Here is a 15,590-nt window from a genome sequence, read left to right as displayed (position 1 = left end):
TCACTCCGGTCCTGCCAATTCGTCATAAATCCGTTCATACTGACTGACGATTCTTTGCGAAGAAAAGGCGGTCTCCACCATTTTCAGCGCATGGTCAGTCAATCGTTTGCTGAGCTGTTTATCTTCTAAAACGGCAAGCGCTTTTTCAGATGCCGCCTGAATATCGCCGACTTCCACCAGAAAACCGCTTACTTGATCTTTAATCACTTCCGGGATTCCGCCGATATTTGTTCCGATGCACGGCACGCCGCAGGCCATCGCTTCAAGGAGGACGAGTCCGAAACTTTCTTTTTCAGACAGAAGAAGCTTAAGGTCGCTGATGGAATACAGCTCTTCCACCCTGTCCTGATTTCCGAGGAGCAGCACTTGATCCTGCAGTCCGTATTTTTCGACAAGCTGCCAAGCGACGCACTTTTCCGGCCCGTCGCCGACAAGCAGGAGCTTCGCCTTTGTTTTGGCTGCGATATTACGGAAAACACGGATGACATCTTTAACACGTTTTACTTTTCTGAAGTTCGAAACATGGATGACGACCTTTTCATCCGGCAAAATGCCATGTTTCTCTTTTATACTCTCTGTATTTTTCTTAAGATAAACACGTTCATCAATAAAGTTGTAGATGGTCTCAATTTTTTTATCCGGCTTGATTAAGTCATATGTTTCTCCGGCAAGCGCGGTTGATACCGCCGTCACTCTGTCGGACGCTTCGATGGCAAAACGGATTAAATCCTTTAATGACGGATCATATCCTAAAACGGTGATGTCCGTACCGTGAAGCGTCGTCACGATGCCGATGTCGCGCTTGAGCATCTGCTTGGCGAGATAAGCGCATACCGCATGCGGCAGCGCATAATGCGCGTGAATGATATCAAGATTTTCCCTCGCGGCAACCTCGGCGATTTTGCTCGCCAGCGTAAGGTCATAAGGCGGATATTTAAATACCGCGTATTGGTTGACTTCCACCTCATGAAAATGAATATTCGGATGATATGTATTTAATCTGAACGGGATGCTTGATGTGATGAAATGAACCTGGTGCCCTTTTTCCGCAAGCAGCTTGCCGAGTTCCGTCGCAATAATACCCGAGCCTCCGACACTCGGGTAGCATGTAATCCCTATTTTTAATGGTCTCATTGTCCGCCCCCAAAAACATCATCATTCAAAACGGGAAGCTGTTTTGAAAAGAAGCCTTCGGCATACCCCGTCCCGGCTTCTTTGCCATACAGTCTTTCCCTCGCTTCCACCATTTCGATATAACCGTTGGTCAGCGGTGTGTTCACTGACTGCGCCGTAGGAATAAACTGGCTTTGATAGGCGTGCAGGCTTTCTTTTTTCAGATCGATGGTTTCCGTTATGTCGATTACAAAGTCCGGACGGTGAAACCCGTTGATCATATAATAGTATACGCGCTGAGCCTTATGAGCCGGCAGTTCCTGGTGATCTCTGTATTTATGAATTCCCGCCGAGAACACCGCTTCTTCGACCAAAGCCGCCGCATTGCCGTGGTCAGGATGGCGGTCTTTCGGATAAGGCATGAAAACGGTTTTCGGCCGGCAGGCTCTGATGACACTGACAATCCGGCGGATGCCGTCCTCACTTTTCAAAAGCCCGCGGTCGGGAAGCGTAAGCTGGATTCTCTCTTTTACGCCAAGAATTCGGGCCGCCTTTGCCGCTTCTTCTTTTCTTATCCCTACCGTTCCGTTAGATGATAGTTCGGCCTCGGTCAAATCGCATATCACCGCGGTTTTTCCTTGAGCCGTAAATTTTGCGATCGTGCCGCCCATACCGATCTCGACATCATCACTATGGGCGCCGAACGCCAGAATATCAACGTGTTCAGACATTCGGCTCTCCTCCGCGCACAAGATTGCGGAAATCAAATGCCCCGCCATCCAGCGTCCGGACGAGGATTTCCGCTGTTCCCATATTTGTGGCGAGCGGGATCGCGTATACGTCACACAGCCGGATCAGCGCCGAGACATCCGGTTCGTGAGGCTGCGCAGTTAACGGATCGCGCAGAAAAATGACGAGATCCAGGGCATTTGCTGCAATCAATGCGCCGATTTGCTGATCTCCGCCGAGCGGGCCGGATTGAAAACGTTCAACAGACAATCCGGTCGCTTCCTGGATTTTCAGGCCCGTCGTACCTGTCGCGTATAACTCATGATGGCTCAGTATATCTTTATATGCGGTCGTAAACTGAACCATATCCTGCTTTTTTTTATCGTGAGCAATCAAAGCAATTTTCATTTGATGTTCTCCCCCTTGCCGATTCAGTCGATAATATTTTCGAGTCCGTATACAAGCTGGTCGATTTTCATCACTTGCTCCACTGACAGCTTCACTCCTGACATAAAGGAAGCCCGGTTATAGGAGTCATGGCGCAGTTTCAGCGTCTGGCCGTCCATGCCGAACATGACTTCCTGGTGGGCGATAAGGCCCGGCAGACGCACGCTGTGAAGGCGGATGCCGTTTAATTCAGCACCGCGGGCGCCCGGCAGAATTTCTTTTTCATCAGGATGGCCCTGCTGCTTTTCTGTACGGACGCTTGAGATCATTTCCGCTGTTTTCAGCGCCGTTCCGCTCGGGGCATCCAGCTTTTGATCATGATGAAGCTCAATGATTTCTACATCTTCAAAATAGTTGGCGGCCATTTGTGAGAACTTCATCATCAGCACCGCGCCCAATGCAAAGTTCGGAGCGATGATGGCGCCGATTCCTTTTTCTTCAGTCAAGGCTTGAAGCTCCTCTAAATCCGCTTCAGAAAATCCGGTCGTTCCCACAACGGGGCGGACGCCGTGTTCAAGAGCGGCTTTCGTATGTTTTTTGCCGATTTCAGGCGTTGTCAAATCGATCAGCACATCCGGTTTTGTTACTTGGAAACATGTGCGGATATCCGTATAAATAAGAGCGTCTGAATCAGCTGACATCACTTCCCGCAATGTTTGCTGATCGTATGTATGGTCAATGGCGCCGACAAGCTCAAAATGAGGCGTGCGGACGGCAAGTTTTACGGCCTCCTGGCCCATTCTGCCTCTCGGTCCGGCAATGACGACTTTAATGGTTTCATTTGACATGGTTTCTCCTACTTTCCTTCTTCTTTTCTAGTCCAGCGGTCTTTATCACGTGTATTAAATTTATGCATGACGCGGTTATGAGCTTCCTCCAATGAAATATCAAGGGAGTTGGCGAGGCAGATCAGGACGAACAGCACATCGCCCATTTCCTCTTCCATGCTTTTCTCATTTTCCGTCGTTTTCTTCGGCTTTTCCCCATAATAATGGTTGACTTCTCTTGCAAGTTCGCCCAGTTCTTCCGTGAGACGGGCCATCATGGCAAGCGGGCTGAAATAGCCTTCTTTGAATTGGCCGATATATTCATCGACCTCAGCTTGTAAGTCTTTCATCGTTTTGTCACTCACTGTGCGAATACCTCCTGTCATCTCTTCCATGTTAGCTAATTCAAGTACATTTGACAAATGTTAAAAACGGCAGTTTGCTGTTTTCTTTTGTATCCACTATAATATTTACGCAATCTTATGGAAGGAAAAGGGGTTTGATGCAATGCTTGGAGAAATCAGAATCAAAAACATTTGCTTTATTTTAATCGGCGCCGCTGTTTTTTCATTCGGACTGGTTCACTTTAATATGCAGAACAATTTGGCGGAAGGCGGATTTACCGGCATTACGCTGCTTTTATATGCGTTATTCCACATCAGCCCTTCTATTTCCAACCTGGTATTGAACATTCCTATCTTTTTCATCGGCTGGCGTATGCTCGGCCGGACGATGTTTGTCTATACCCTGATCGGCACCGTCTCTCTTTCTGTTTTTCTGAGTGTTTTTCAGCGCTACGAAATTCATATGCCGCTGTCCCATGATTTAGCGCTGGCCGCCTTGTTCGCCGGTGTATTTATCGGCGCGGGTCTCGGCATTATTTTTAAATACGGCGGCACGACGGGCGGGGTCGATATCATCGCCAGGCTGATCAACAAATTTTTCGGAATCCCGATGGGCCGGACGATGTTTGCCTTTGACGCCTGTGTCATTCTTCTTTCTTTGTTTACGTATCTTTCTTACAAGGAAGCGATGTACACGCTTGTAGCCGTTTTTGTCGCTGCGAGATTGATTGATTTTATACAGGAAGGCGGCTATGCCGCAAAAGGGGCAACGATTATTTCTTCGAAAAACGATTTGATCCAGCAAAAAATCATTGAAGAGATGGAGCGCGGCGTCACCGTTTTGAAAGGACAGGGATCATATACAAAAGAAGACAGGGACGTTCTTTACTGCGTCGTTCCGAAAAACGAAATTGTGCTTTTGAAAAGCGTCATCACTTCCGTTGACCCGCACGCCTTTGTTGCAGTAAGCGACGTCCATGATGTGCTCGGCGAAGGATTTACGCTTGATGAAAATAAAAATCCGATCAGACGATAATAAAAAGGCGGCTTTTGCCGCCTTTACTGTTCGTGTTTCCATTTGACAACCGGTGATTTTTTCTTTTTCAATCGGCGGGCGAATGCCGGACTGACATTGAGCGTCTGCTCGACGAAGCGCTGCGGCGTCAGTGCCAGCCATTGGTTTAAAGAGACGTCTTCGAAACGGTCGCTTTTGAAGATTTCCAGAAAGCGAAGCACGGTGTCACCGGTATTCTGAACATAATGTCCCATTGCAAAAGGAACATATCCTACGTCACCCGCTTGATAGTTAAATGTCCGCGCTCTTCCTTCCGCCGCAAACACCGTCATTTTCGCTTCTCCTGAAAGATAATACTGCCACTCGTCCGTATTCGGATGCCAATGCAATTCTCTCATGCCCCCGGGTTCGACCTCCACAAGAGCTGCGGCAATCGTTTTTGACACCTTAAACGTTTTTGAATCGACAATCTTTACTCTTCCCCCGCTGGTAACAAGGGGCTCCTGCCGGGAAAGCTTGTAGCTGAACGGCTCCAAAACGGTGCCTTCCGGGGAAGAAACTGCTGCCTGCTCGATAGGTGGAGGAGGTTCCAACTGGAACATGTAACGCTCTTTCTTGTGAATATAAGCCAACTCATATCCGGGAACACCGAAGTTCGCCTCCAGCACGCTGCGCGGGGTATGGGCAAACCAGTCCGTTACTGAAAAGGTGCTGTTTTCTGAAAAAGAGCCGTCATCAAAGACGAGCAAAAACTCACTTCCCTGCTCTAATCCTTGAATGGAATGAGGAATGCCGGAAGGAAAATACCACAGATCCCCTTCACTGACATTATCAATAAAATTCCGCCCATTTTGATCGACCGCAGTTAAACGGACTCCTCCGTTAATCACATATCCCCATTCGGCTTCTTTATGCCAATGAAGCTCCCGCACAGCTCCCGGCTTCAGTCTCATGTTCACCGCCGCGATGTTTTTGGATACCGGCAGTTCCCTGACCGTCACCTCTCTGGACCATCCTCCGTCTTCAAGCCTCATATGCGTATCAGAAAATGAGAATTTCAAATTTTGAACCGTTCCTGCATCCGTTGAAGGCGGAACGAGCATGTCAGGATTCTGGAAGTCACGCGGGAGGTTTCGCGGTCCTTCGTCAGTCGCCCCTTTTCTGCCTCTGATCGGCTGCGGGAGGTGTTTTGAAGCCAATTGCTGGATGAGTTTTTTCACTGGCTTAGCTCCTTTACAGCAATTTGTGTTTATTTAGACTTAGGATACTCACGCTTTTTCTCTTTCTTTTTTTCCGCTCTGTATTTTCGGTAGCCGACATATGTCAGCGCAGTAATAATGATACCGCCTGTTGTCAGAATGACCCAGAGCAGCGAAGGATCAGCGTCATCCCGCTCCACCTTGTCAAAAACCCGCTTTAAATCCTGCTGCAGGAGCGTCAGACGCTCAAGCTTTGTTCCTTTTGTCATCTGCTGAAACCCTTCCTGCTCAATTACCTCGATATGTTTCGCCACCGTCTCAAGCTGGCCGGCCGACACATCCATTGTCAGGCTGGGATAAATTAAATCATATAATGATATAAATTCATTCCACTTTTCATTGAAATTTTCACTTCCGTTTCCGCTGACATCTTCTTTTAAGGCGCTGAATGTCGCCATAATCGGTCTTTCAAGCGAACCCCACAGCGGATCGGAGTGGTCTTCCATCGCATCCATTACCAACCTGAACTGGGCGGCTGCCCGGATTTTTTCGTTATCTGAGGCGTCTGCCTGTTTCAGAACGCGCACTAAATCATTGAAACCCAGAGTCACCTGCCTGACTTCGGCGCCGTTCAGTGAGTTTACGTGTGTCATTTTTTTCTTAAAGTAGCCAAGCACTTGCAGAGCCTCATCATACTGCGAATGCCGCGTCATTTGGAAAACGGTATCCGAAAGGTCGTTCAGTTCCTTGAGACCGCCCTCATCTTCAGCTTTGGCAGTTGTGATGAAACACATAAGAGCAAGTAAAAGACAGATCGTCAGCTTTCGTTTCATAGAGGTCCCTCCCACTCCTTCTCTTTACAGAATATGAGGAGCGGGACAAGGTTAGACCAAGATTCTATCAGTGTAAGTCAAGCTTTATCCGTCTTTTGGAAATCACCAAATAGTATGCAAGGCTGAGTGAAAATATGCTCAGCCAGAATGTAGCATAGCCGATCTCTTGCATATAGTCATTGAGCATTGAGTAGCGGGGCATCATGCCGAAAAGATAATCAATGACATCATTATGAAGCGTCCAAACAGCGGCAGCGGCAAGATGCCATAACCGGAACCGAAAATACGGGCTGTATAAAACGCCTTGAACGGCCATGGCAAAATGTGAAGCAATCAGCATGTACCCTTCCCAAGGCATCTGCCCCATTTTGGCCAACACAAAGACATTCATTCCGACCGCCCACAGCCCGTATTTTACAAGAGTTACAAGAGCCAGCGCTTCAAACAGCGGCGCGTTTCTTTTCATGAGAAATGCCAGAAGCACGAACAGGAAGAAAAACGTCGCCGTCGGGCTGTCAGGCACAAATATCAGAAATCGGAACGGCGTGTCCGCAAGCTGAGGCACATACCAATAATAGCCGTACACCGTACCGATAAAATTAACGGCAAGAACAAGCAGAAGCATGCCGCGCAACCCTAAAAGATAAGAAATCCACCTCATACCATCAACTCTCAGTCCGTAAAAAGTATGTATCATGCAAAAAAAGCTGACATCCGGTCAGCTCTTTTCATAAAAGTATATCCTGCTATTATCTGCTTCACAATACGTTATTTCGCTGTCGTTTCAGAAATGAACTTCGCCAGCTGATCAAGCTGTTTGTCATTCCCTTTAAAAATGCCGGCTGGCATCTGCCCTTTCCCTTTGACGGCGATTTTTTTAATTTCTTCCGGGCTCAGCCCGTTATCGACCAGGGACGGACCGGCGCTTCCGCCTTGAAGATTATCCCCGTGACAGGAAATACAGCCTTGTTCTTTAAATACCTTATAACCGTCTGATTCAGTATCAATGGCGGCTTCTTTTTTGATTTTCCCTTGCTCCTCCGCCTTCGCCCAGTCATGCGTCGCGACTGACTGCCACGTTAAAAAGACCGTAGCGCAAAGCGCTAAAAGCATCATGCCGACCGCAACCGGACGCTTCCACGGCCTTCTTTCAGACCCCCTGTCGAGAAACGGAGCCAAAAGCAGCGACCCGAAGGCAAGACCCGGTATAATCATCGCGCCGATAACGGTGTAGCTCCCTGCGGCATATTCATATTTTAATAGCTGGTATAAAAATAGAAAATACCAATCCGGCAGCGGAATATACCCTGTATCCGTCGGGTCCGCCACCCGTTCCAAAGGCGGCTCGTGCACAATCGTTAAAACGAGAAATCCGACGAGGAAAACGGCCCCGACCATCCATTCTTTCAGCAGGAAGTTCGGCCAAAACGCCTCTGTCTTTCCAGGATACTCTGAATAGTCTTTCGGTATATTCGGTTTTTTTTCAGCCGGTATCCTTGAATCTCCTACAAACTTCATTCCTTTCCCCCGGTGCATGTCATCCCCTCCCTTTTATATCAGATTAGTATTAAAGCGGTCCTGAAATTCCCTGCTTGCGGATCATGACAAAGTGGGCGCCCATGAGCGCAAACAAAGCGGCAGGGAGAAAAAATACGTGAATCGCAAAAAATCTCGTCAGCGTTTGGGCGCCGACAATATCGTGGTGGCCGGCAAGAAGAGTTTTCACCTGCGCTCCGATCAATGGCGTCGCCTCCGCAATCTGAAGACCTACCTTTGTCGCAAACAGCGCCTTCATATCCCACGGAAGCAGATACCCTGTAAAACCGAGACCGAGCATCACAAAAAAGATCAGAACACCGACGATCCAGTTCAATTCCCGAGGCTTTTTATAAGCTCCCTGAAAGAAAACCCGCAGCGTATGTAAAAACATCATCACAATGACTAAACTTGCGCCCCAATGGTGCATACCCCTTACAATCTGCCCGAAAGCGACTTCATTCTGCAAATAATACACAGATTCCCACGCGTTTTTTATATCCGGCACATAATACATCGTTAAAAACATCCCGGACAGCACTTGGATAACGGTTACAAAAAACGTCAAACCGCCGAAACAATAGACAAAAGCCGAGAAATGGTGAGCGGGATTTACATGTTCCGGCACTTCATGGTCGGCGATATCCCGCCACATCGGCGTAATATCGAGACGTTCATCCACCCAGTCATAAATTTTATTCAGCATGTCACCCTTCCCCCCTAGGCTTTGCTTTTCCAAGATACAAAAAGCCGTCCTTTACTTTTTGCTCATAACGGTCAAGAGGCGCGAGCGGCGGCGTGCCCGGAACGTTCGTGCCGTCTTTTTCATACAGCCCGTAATGGCAGGGACAAAAGAACTTGTTCGGATTTTTAGGATCATTGTTCCAGTTTACGGTGCAGCCCAAATGCTTACAGATCGGAGAAAGCGCTATAATTTCATCCCCGTGCTTGTAAACCCAGGCTGACCTGGATTCTTCCGATTCGTACCAGGCGTCGACTTGATGAATTTTAAAGTCAAACCGCTTTGGCTCCTTCGTCAGCTCATCCACACTGACAACCTGCACCATTTTTTGATCTCCCGTCGGTTTTAATACCGGGTCCAGCGCAAAACGGACCATGGGCATAAGCGCACTGGCGGCCATAAATCCCCCACGCCGGTGAGCGCATAGTTTAAAAATTGTCTTCTTGATATATCTTGTTTTCCGCCCATCTCTTCCCCCCCTAAAGATTGACCAAAAATTAACTAAAATAGAAAATAATTCAGAGATTTGACACCCTCATAATATATGAATCTTTCAGCAAGGTCAACAGAGGCAAAACGGGTGTTTTGCGGGATGTATGGAGTTTTTAAGAATTGTTCCACTTCTGTAACAAAACGTTCAAAATTTCTCCGCACTTGTCATCCGCTATTTTTCTCTTTAAAGAGTCTTTCATATGTTCAAACGGAACGGCAGGTATGTATATGACATCAGACCCTATTTCAGAATCCTTCCATTTTTCGTCTGCCGTCAGGAACAAGGCGTGCCGGAAGTTGGTCATCACCTCTTCTTTAAGTTTTTGAAGCAGGGCGATTTGTGATTGGTCTATATCAACATATGTATAAGAGGGGAATAAATATACCCGTCCCTTCAATTGGCGCTCAAGCTCTTCAGAAAGCAATTGGGTGCTTTCCCCCTGTTCAACGGCCTCTTTTAAGCCTCCTGAAGATGTTATGGAAATTAACGGAATGACAGCGGTATCAATGTAATCCGCAGATTGTAAATAGGCATCGGCATCAGCGGCCCTCCATCTCATGTCTCGTTCCTCCTCTTTACGCAACAAGCCTTGCATACTCTGCAAGGCTGTCATTTATGTGAGCTGATTCAATTGGCGGGAAAGCTTTTCAAATGTTTCTTTGTCGTGGCGGTCCAGCGCCTCGTCGATATCTTTAAGCAGCTTTTCCCGCTGGAAAGTGGAAATGGCATGTTCTAATATTTTTTCAGCCATCCCCTGATCCTGTTTATTTTCAAACAGGTCTTTCGGCAGATGCGGATTTGATTCAAGAACAGCGGCATATTCCGGTGAGCTGTAGGCCGAACGGAAATTCAGCTGGATAAATAAATCCTGCTGTTTATTTAACCGGATGTCGTGAAAAGATTTTTCCGCGTCCGTAGTCATGACATTTTCTTTGTAAAACCTAAACGGCACCTCATCAACGCAATGAGTAGACATGATAATGCCTCGCGGGCAAAATTCGGCTTGTTCTACAAAATGGACTTTTTCCATTAATGAATCATGACTCATTAAATAATTTAAAATCCAGACGCACTCCCGGCGTTTAAGCTGATAATGATTTAAAAACCAACGGATAAAATCCTTTTTTTCATTGACAGAAACAGGGGTCTGCATGTAATTCCCTCCTCTATCGATCGTATAATCTGACATCACTTATACATTCAGCAAGCATGGTCCAAAATCCTGCTTATCTTAAAAATTCATCCTCTATCCGTAAGATTGTTTCTTCAAGCTCTTCGTTTGTTCCATCCATTGAAAGCACTTGTTTTAAAAGCGGCAGCGCTTCTTTCTGGAGGCCCTCTTCCAATAAGAAGTGAGCGTATTCATATAAGAAATCCCGATCATCCTGATAATGGAGATACGCAGCTTCGAAGCTTTTTTTCGCTTCAGCGTATTGCTCAAGGCCTGTATAGGCACCCGCCAAATACCAATTGTATTTCGGATCTTCTTCTCCGTAGCCGCGGACTTCCTGAATCAGATCAATAATCTCTTCAAAGCTTTCTTCTTTATGATAGACGGCTAAAAGCGTATGGAGCGCTTCCACGTAACCCGGATCGAGCGCCAGCGCTTCCTGAAGAAGCTTTTTGCCTTCCTCTTCGTTGCCGAGCTTTAACGCCATTTTCGCCGCATAGAGAAAAAGCTCTTTATTGTATTCATCGTAAGTAATACCTTCTTTAGCGGTTTTTAATGCATCTTCATACATGCCTTCTGCCTCATAGCTTTTTGCAAGCGGCATATAAAGCGATGAATAGGAAGGGTCAAGCCCTTTTAAATCAGACAGCTGCTTGATGGCTGTTTTGACCATTCCCGCCTGATAGGCTGTGAACCCGTATCCGAAAATCGTATTCGGTTCTGTATGTTCTGCCGCCGCTTTTTCATACCATGAAATCGCTTCCTCAAATTCGCCCGCCGCGCTCAATGACTCAGCCAGCCTCTGATGAACATTTACGCCGCCGATTTCGTGCCGTTCTTTTGCCGTCTCTTCATAGTACGGAACGGCTTTTGCGTATGACCCCTGAGTGAAGTATAATTCCCCCAGAGCGAAATCAATAACAGGTTCATCTTGTAACATCGCTTTCGCCTGTAACAGCTTTTGCTCACTTACTTCAAATAAGCCCTGCATCTGATACAGATCAGCCATTAAAAGAAGGCTTTCCGCGTAAGACGGGTCTTCCGGAGAAATCGTCTCCAGCACCTCAAGAGCTTTTTCTTCTTCATCAATATCTATTAACAATTCGGCGTAAAAATTCGTCAGCTCAGACTCATCCGGATAAAGGTCATGCAGATCACTGATCAGCGCTAACGCTTTTTCGGCGTTTCCCCATTCATAGTAGAGCTGGGCTGCAATGGCTTTGTCTTCGTCATGAAGCTGCGTTTCAGCTTTTGAAAGCGCTTTGAGTCCCTTTTCGGTTTCACCTGCTTCAACTAATTTTATGGCTTCTTGAATCAATGTATTCAAATCAGACCGGTCCTTTCTTTTCCTATACCTCATCAACCAATGAAAAGGGTTTTTATTCGGGTTATTCTTATCATAATTCAGACAGGGCCTGCCCGCAAATAAGATGCTTCACCCGGCATTATAGTTTATCAGAAAATGGTTAAGAGGAAAACGGCAAAAAAGGGGACGGCATCTTTATACGCAAACAGCGCAATTTGTTCCGGCTGTTTCTGTAACGAAAACGCATTCCCCCTTTCTTTTATTTTTCTGTTTAAGACAAGCTATGTCAAAGCCCAAGATTTTATGACTCATGAAGAAAAAAGCCCGAAGAATCGTCTTCAGGCTTTTTTGGCTAATTGATCTAAATGCTCAAAAAATGACGGATATGAGACATGGATCGCCTCAGTATCACGGATGTCAATCGGCTCTTCTGTCAGGCATGAAGCGATACCGAGCATCATGCCGATGCGGTGGTCGCCGTGGCTTGACACATCGGCTCCGCCCGCAAGCATTTTTTTGCCGTGTATTTTCATGCCGTCTTCAGTCGGTTCAATGTCTGCGCCGATTTTCCGGAGCTCTGATACGACGGTGTCGATCCGGTTCGTTTCCTTCACCTTCAGCTCCGCAGCGTCTTTAATGACAGTTGTGCCTTCAGCCTGCGTTGCCAAAAGGGCGATAATCGGGATCTCGTCAATTAAACGGGGAATGATTTCTCCGCCGATTTCTGCCGCTTTCAGATCTGAAGACTCAATAACCAGGTCTCCGTAAGGCTCCGCGCTGTCCGCTTCTGAACGAATCACTTCAAGTGAAGCCCCCATTTGCTTTAAGACATCAATCATTCCCGTGCGTGTCGGATTCAGGCCGACATTTTTCAGCACAATCCGGCTTCCGGGAACGACAGCGCCTGCGGCGAGGAAAAAGGCCGCTGAAGAAATATCGCCGGGCACGAAAATATCAGCTCCCCGAAGCTTCTGACCGCCCGTTACGGAAGCGCTCGTCTCCGTTTCCGCAAGCTCGGCGCCAAAAGCGTTCAGCATCCGTTCCGTATGGTCTCTTGATTTATGAGGCTCAGTGACGGTCGTCGTCCCTTCAGCCTGCAATCCGGCAAGCAGCACGGCGGATTTGATCTGCGCGCTTGCAACAGGGGAGACGTAATCAATGCCTTTCAATTGTCCGCCTCTTACGGATAAAGGCGTAAATCCTCCGTCCGCTCTTCCGTCAATCGCGGCTCCCATCTGTTTTAAAGGCTCCGTCACCCTCTTCATCGGGCGCTTTGCAATACTTTCGTCGCCCGCTACCGTACTGTGAAATGGGCGTCCGGCTAAAATGCCGAGCATCAGGCGGATGGTCGTGCCGGAATTTCCGACATCAAGAAGGCTGTCAGGCTCACAAAGTGCGTCAATGCCCTTCCCGTATATCGTTACATCACTTCCGTTTTGTTCAATGGAGACACCCATTTTTCTGAAGCAGGCAATGGTGCTCAGACAATCGGCTCCGGGCAAAAAGTTTTTTACCGTTGTCGTTCCTTCCGCAAGCGCTCCGAACATAACAGAACGGTGGGAGATGGATTTATCCCCCGGAATATGAATTTCACCGTTTAAAGACATCACTTTTTCTCTTTTCAATGTTTTCCACCTCAGTCAGCGTAAAATGTGTCATATTTAGCGCGGGATTGAATGCAGGTTTCCGCCCGCTTCCTGTCATCATCAGTCTGGAAACTGATTCTGAGAATTCCGTTAATATCTTCTCTTGTTTCGATAATGCGGATGTTGGTGATACTGATTTTTTCTTCTGCCAATATCGCCGTAATTTCCGAAATGACCCCCGGATGATCGGGAACATCGACATAAAGGTCATAAAAGGACGGGATCGCTCCTTTTTGACGGAGCGGCAGACCGTCGCGATAATCTTTCGCTTTTTTAAAATATCCGAACAGGCTGTCCGCATCTTCATTTTCTACATAAGATTCGATCGTGTCAATCTCCCGTTTCCATTCTTTGAAGCGGTCAAGCAGTTTATCTTTGTTATGAAGAAGTATGTCCCTCCACATCGCCGGACTGCTTGAGGCGATCCTGGTGATGTCCCGAAAACCGCCGGCTGCGAAACGTTTCAAAAACGGATAATCTTCTTCAGCATGATGAGCCTGATGTACGAGGCTTGCAGCAACGATATGAGGGAAATGGCTGATGACGCTCGTTACGCCGTCATGCTCCTCGGGAGTCATCTCCACAAAGTGGGCGTTTGCCGCTTTCAAGAGTTCCTTCAGATGCGTTACTGACTCTTTAGAAGTTGATTTTCCGGGTGTTAAAATGTAAAACGCATTTTCGAATAAAAATTCTTTCGCGGCAGCGGCCCCGGATTTATGAGATCCCGCCATCGGATGGCCGCCGACAAATTGATAGTGAGCCGGAAGCACTTTGTCGGCGTAGCTGACGACTTTCTGTTTCGTGCTGCCGACATCCGTAATCAGGAGTTCATGGGTGATGTCTGATTCGGCCAGCACATCGAGCATTTTCAGCGTTTGGGCGACAGGCGTGGCGATAATGACAACAGACGCTTGCTGCGCCCCTTCCGTAAATGAGCCGGCCCGCTCGTCAATAATTCCGAGCTTCAGCGCGGCAGTGAGCTGTTCTTCCGAAATATCCACACCGATAATCCGTTTATGCGGATGCTCCTTTTTGATGGCCAATGCGATCGATCCGCCGATCAGCCCGATCCCCGCAAGCAATATAGTATCCTTCATTTCACTCATTTCCTTTTTCAACTATTTTAATAGAGCAAAGAGGTGATGCCTGATCACCTCTTATAATATTGCAGCTAAAATTGTGAGAATTTCCTCATTCTGCTCTTTCGTACCGACCGTAATCCTTAACGCTGTCGGAAATCCGAGCGCCTGTCCTGAGCGGACGATATATCCTTTTTCCAACAGGGCTTGGAACAGTTCATCCGCCGGGCGGTTAAAATCAATGAGCACAAAGTTGGTTTGTGAAGGATAACAAGTTAATCCGTGAGTTTCTGCAAAATCATAATACTGCTTAAGGCCTGCTTTATTTTTCTCGACGCATTCCTGAATAAATGTCTGGTCATCAAGCGCTGCCAGTGCCGAAGCCTGACCGATTCTGCTCGTATTGAACGGCTCTCTCGCCGGTTCAATCTGGCGGATCAGCGCTTCGTCCGCAATGCCGTATCCGACGCGCAGCGCGGCAAGTCCGTACGCTTTAGAGAAGGTGCGGAGGATCATGACATTCGCATATTGCTTTAAAAGCGGAATGCTTTCTGGGTAATCTTCCGCCGTAACATACTCGTAGTACGCTTCATCAAGTACAACGAGTATATGCTCGGGAACTCTGTTTAAAAAGGCGATTAGCTCTTGCTCAGAAGTATATGTCCCCGTCGGATTATTGGGGTTGCATACCCATATGACTTTCGTCTTGCCGTCAATTGCTTCCAGCATCCGGTCCAAATCATGAGCGCCGTCGCTGCGGAGCGGCACCTCGCGCACCTCAGCGCCTTCAATCACCGCATTGTGTCTGTATTGCGGGAAAGTCGGGGCGGCGGTAATCGTGTTTGCCTGATCATTTAATAAAGAACGGCAGATAATCTGCACAAGCTCATCAGAGCCGTTGCCGAAAATAATAGAAGATTCACTGACCTGCAGATGCTCACTGAGCCGCGTTCTCAAAGCGGCACTGTAACCGTCGGGATACAGCGCAAGCTGCTCAATCTCCTGATGCAGCGCATCTTTAGCGGCCTGTGAACAGCCGAACGGATTTTCGTTAGAAGCGAGTTTTACTACTTTCTCAAGCCCGTATTCCATTTTCACTTCTTCTATTGGTTTGCCCGGCTGATACGGTTTCAGCTGCCGCAGCTGTTCTTTAATCTGCAAATCCAGTCA

The 15,590-nt window shown here is 47.5% G+C and carries 17 protein-coding genes and 1 pseudogene; 1 reads left to right on the top strand and 17 read right to left on the bottom strand.

Features of this window, described 5'->3' with window-relative positions:
- From bshA to CXL14_RS12510, 5 genes are read right to left on the bottom strand one after another with little or no spacing between them, the layout of a single operon-like run.
- Positions 1–1,134, bottom strand: a complete 1,134-nt coding sequence (gene bshA / locus CXL14_RS12530) for an N-acetyl-alpha-D-glucosaminyl L-malate synthase BshA (RefSeq protein ID WP_015240093.1) — start codon at positions 1,132–1,134, stop codon at positions 1–3.
- Complete coding sequence (gene bshB1 / locus CXL14_RS12525; RefSeq protein ID WP_014418244.1) at positions 1,131–1,844, bottom strand: bacillithiol biosynthesis deacetylase BshB1; 714 nt, start codon at positions 1,842–1,844, stop codon at positions 1,131–1,133. The genes bshA and bshB1 overlap by 4 nt, the downstream gene beginning before the upstream one ends.
- On the bottom strand, positions 1,837–2,250 hold the full coding sequence (mgsA, locus tag CXL14_RS12520; RefSeq protein ID WP_003153499.1) for a methylglyoxal synthase: 414 nt from the start codon (positions 2,248–2,250) through the stop codon (positions 1,837–1,839). The genes bshB1 and mgsA overlap by 8 nt, the downstream gene beginning before the upstream one ends.
- A gap of 23 nt (positions 2,251–2,273) precedes the next feature.
- Positions 2,274–3,077 (bottom strand): 4-hydroxy-tetrahydrodipicolinate reductase, encoded by an 804-nt coding sequence (gene dapB, locus CXL14_RS12515; protein WP_014418245.1) that lies wholly within the window; start codon positions 3,075–3,077, stop codon positions 2,274–2,276.
- Positions 3,078–3,085: 8 nt separating this feature from the next.
- Positions 3,086–3,421, bottom strand: coding sequence for a nucleotide pyrophosphohydrolase (locus CXL14_RS12510; protein WP_003153495.1), 336 nt, complete (start codon positions 3,419–3,421; stop codon positions 3,086–3,088).
- Between the two features lie 142 nt (positions 3,422–3,563).
- Between CXL14_RS12510 and CXL14_RS12505 the strand changes: the two genes are divergently transcribed.
- Entirely contained in the window at positions 3,564–4,436 is an 873-nt protein-coding gene (locus CXL14_RS12505) for a YitT family protein (protein ID WP_003153493.1), read from the top strand.
- 23 nt (positions 4,437–4,459) lie between these two features.
- Here the strand turns inward: CXL14_RS12505 and CXL14_RS12500 are convergent, their stop codons facing one another.
- The 12 genes and pseudogenes from CXL14_RS12500 to hisC all read right to left on the bottom strand — a co-directional run bounded on the left by CXL14_RS12500 (position 4,460) and on the right by hisC (position 15,581).
- Positions 4,460–5,635, bottom strand: coding sequence for an oxalate decarboxylase family bicupin (locus tag CXL14_RS12500; protein ID WP_014418246.1), 1,176 nt, complete (start codon positions 5,633–5,635; stop codon positions 4,460–4,462).
- A 29-nt stretch (positions 5,636–5,664) separates the two neighbouring features.
- Positions 5,665–6,447 carry a sporulation protein YpjB gene (ypjB, locus tag CXL14_RS12495; RefSeq protein ID WP_014418247.1) on the bottom strand — a complete coding sequence of 261 codons (783 nt, stop codon included), beginning with the start codon at positions 6,445–6,447 and terminating at the stop codon, positions 5,665–5,667.
- Positions 6,448–6,514: 67 nt separating this feature from the next.
- Positions 6,515–7,108, bottom strand: a complete 594-nt coding sequence (locus CXL14_RS12490; RefSeq protein WP_014721418.1) for a lipoprotein heptaprenylglyceryl N-acetyltransferase LhaT — start codon at positions 7,106–7,108, stop codon at positions 6,515–6,517.
- A gap of 107 nt (positions 7,109–7,215) precedes the next feature.
- Positions 7,216–7,983 (bottom strand): menaquinol-cytochrome c reductase cytochrome b/c subunit, encoded by a 768-nt coding sequence (locus CXL14_RS12485; RefSeq protein WP_007409471.1) that lies wholly within the window; start codon positions 7,981–7,983, stop codon positions 7,216–7,218.
- A gap of 31 nt (positions 7,984–8,014) precedes the next feature.
- Entirely contained in the window at positions 8,015–8,689 is a 675-nt protein-coding gene (gene qcrB, locus CXL14_RS12480; protein WP_003153485.1) for a menaquinol-cytochrome c reductase cytochrome b subunit, read from the bottom strand.
- Between the two features lies 1 nt (position 8,690).
- Positions 8,691–9,193, bottom strand: a pseudogene (locus CXL14_RS12475) (ubiquinol-cytochrome c reductase iron-sulfur subunit).
- A 137-nt stretch (positions 9,194–9,330) separates the two neighbouring features.
- Positions 9,331–9,777 carry a YpiF family protein gene (locus CXL14_RS12470; protein ID WP_003153483.1) on the bottom strand — a complete coding sequence of 149 codons (447 nt, stop codon included), beginning with the start codon at positions 9,775–9,777 and terminating at the stop codon, positions 9,331–9,333.
- 54 nt (positions 9,778–9,831) lie between these two features.
- Positions 9,832–10,371, bottom strand: coding sequence for a ReoY family proteolytic degradation factor (locus CXL14_RS12465; protein ID WP_003153482.1), 540 nt, complete (start codon positions 10,369–10,371; stop codon positions 9,832–9,834).
- Positions 10,372–10,444: 73 nt separating this feature from the next.
- On the bottom strand, positions 10,445–11,716 hold the full coding sequence (locus CXL14_RS12460) for a tetratricopeptide repeat protein (RefSeq protein ID WP_014418250.1): 1,272 nt from the start codon (positions 11,714–11,716) through the stop codon (positions 10,445–10,447).
- A gap of 317 nt (positions 11,717–12,033) precedes the next feature.
- Positions 12,034–13,320, bottom strand: coding sequence for a 3-phosphoshikimate 1-carboxyvinyltransferase (gene aroA, locus CXL14_RS12455; RefSeq protein WP_032863584.1), 1,287 nt, complete (start codon positions 13,318–13,320; stop codon positions 12,034–12,036).
- Positions 13,321–13,331: 11 nt separating this feature from the next.
- A complete protein-coding gene (locus CXL14_RS12450) occupies positions 13,332–14,447 on the bottom strand; it encodes a prephenate dehydrogenase (RefSeq protein WP_025649795.1) in 1,116 nt (371 codons plus the stop codon).
- A gap of 51 nt (positions 14,448–14,498) precedes the next feature.
- Positions 14,499–15,581, bottom strand: coding sequence for a histidinol-phosphate transaminase (hisC, locus tag CXL14_RS12445; protein WP_014418253.1), 1,083 nt, complete (start codon positions 15,579–15,581; stop codon positions 14,499–14,501).
- Positions 15,582–15,590 lie beyond the last annotated feature (9 nt).

The organism is Bacillus sp. SJ-10, from assembly GCF_002843505.1.
Classification (GTDB): Bacteria; Bacillota; Bacilli; order Bacillales; family Bacillaceae; genus Bacillus; species Bacillus velezensis.
Note: the sequence above shows the minus strand (reverse complement) of the source record. Positions and strands in the feature narration are given on the sequence as shown.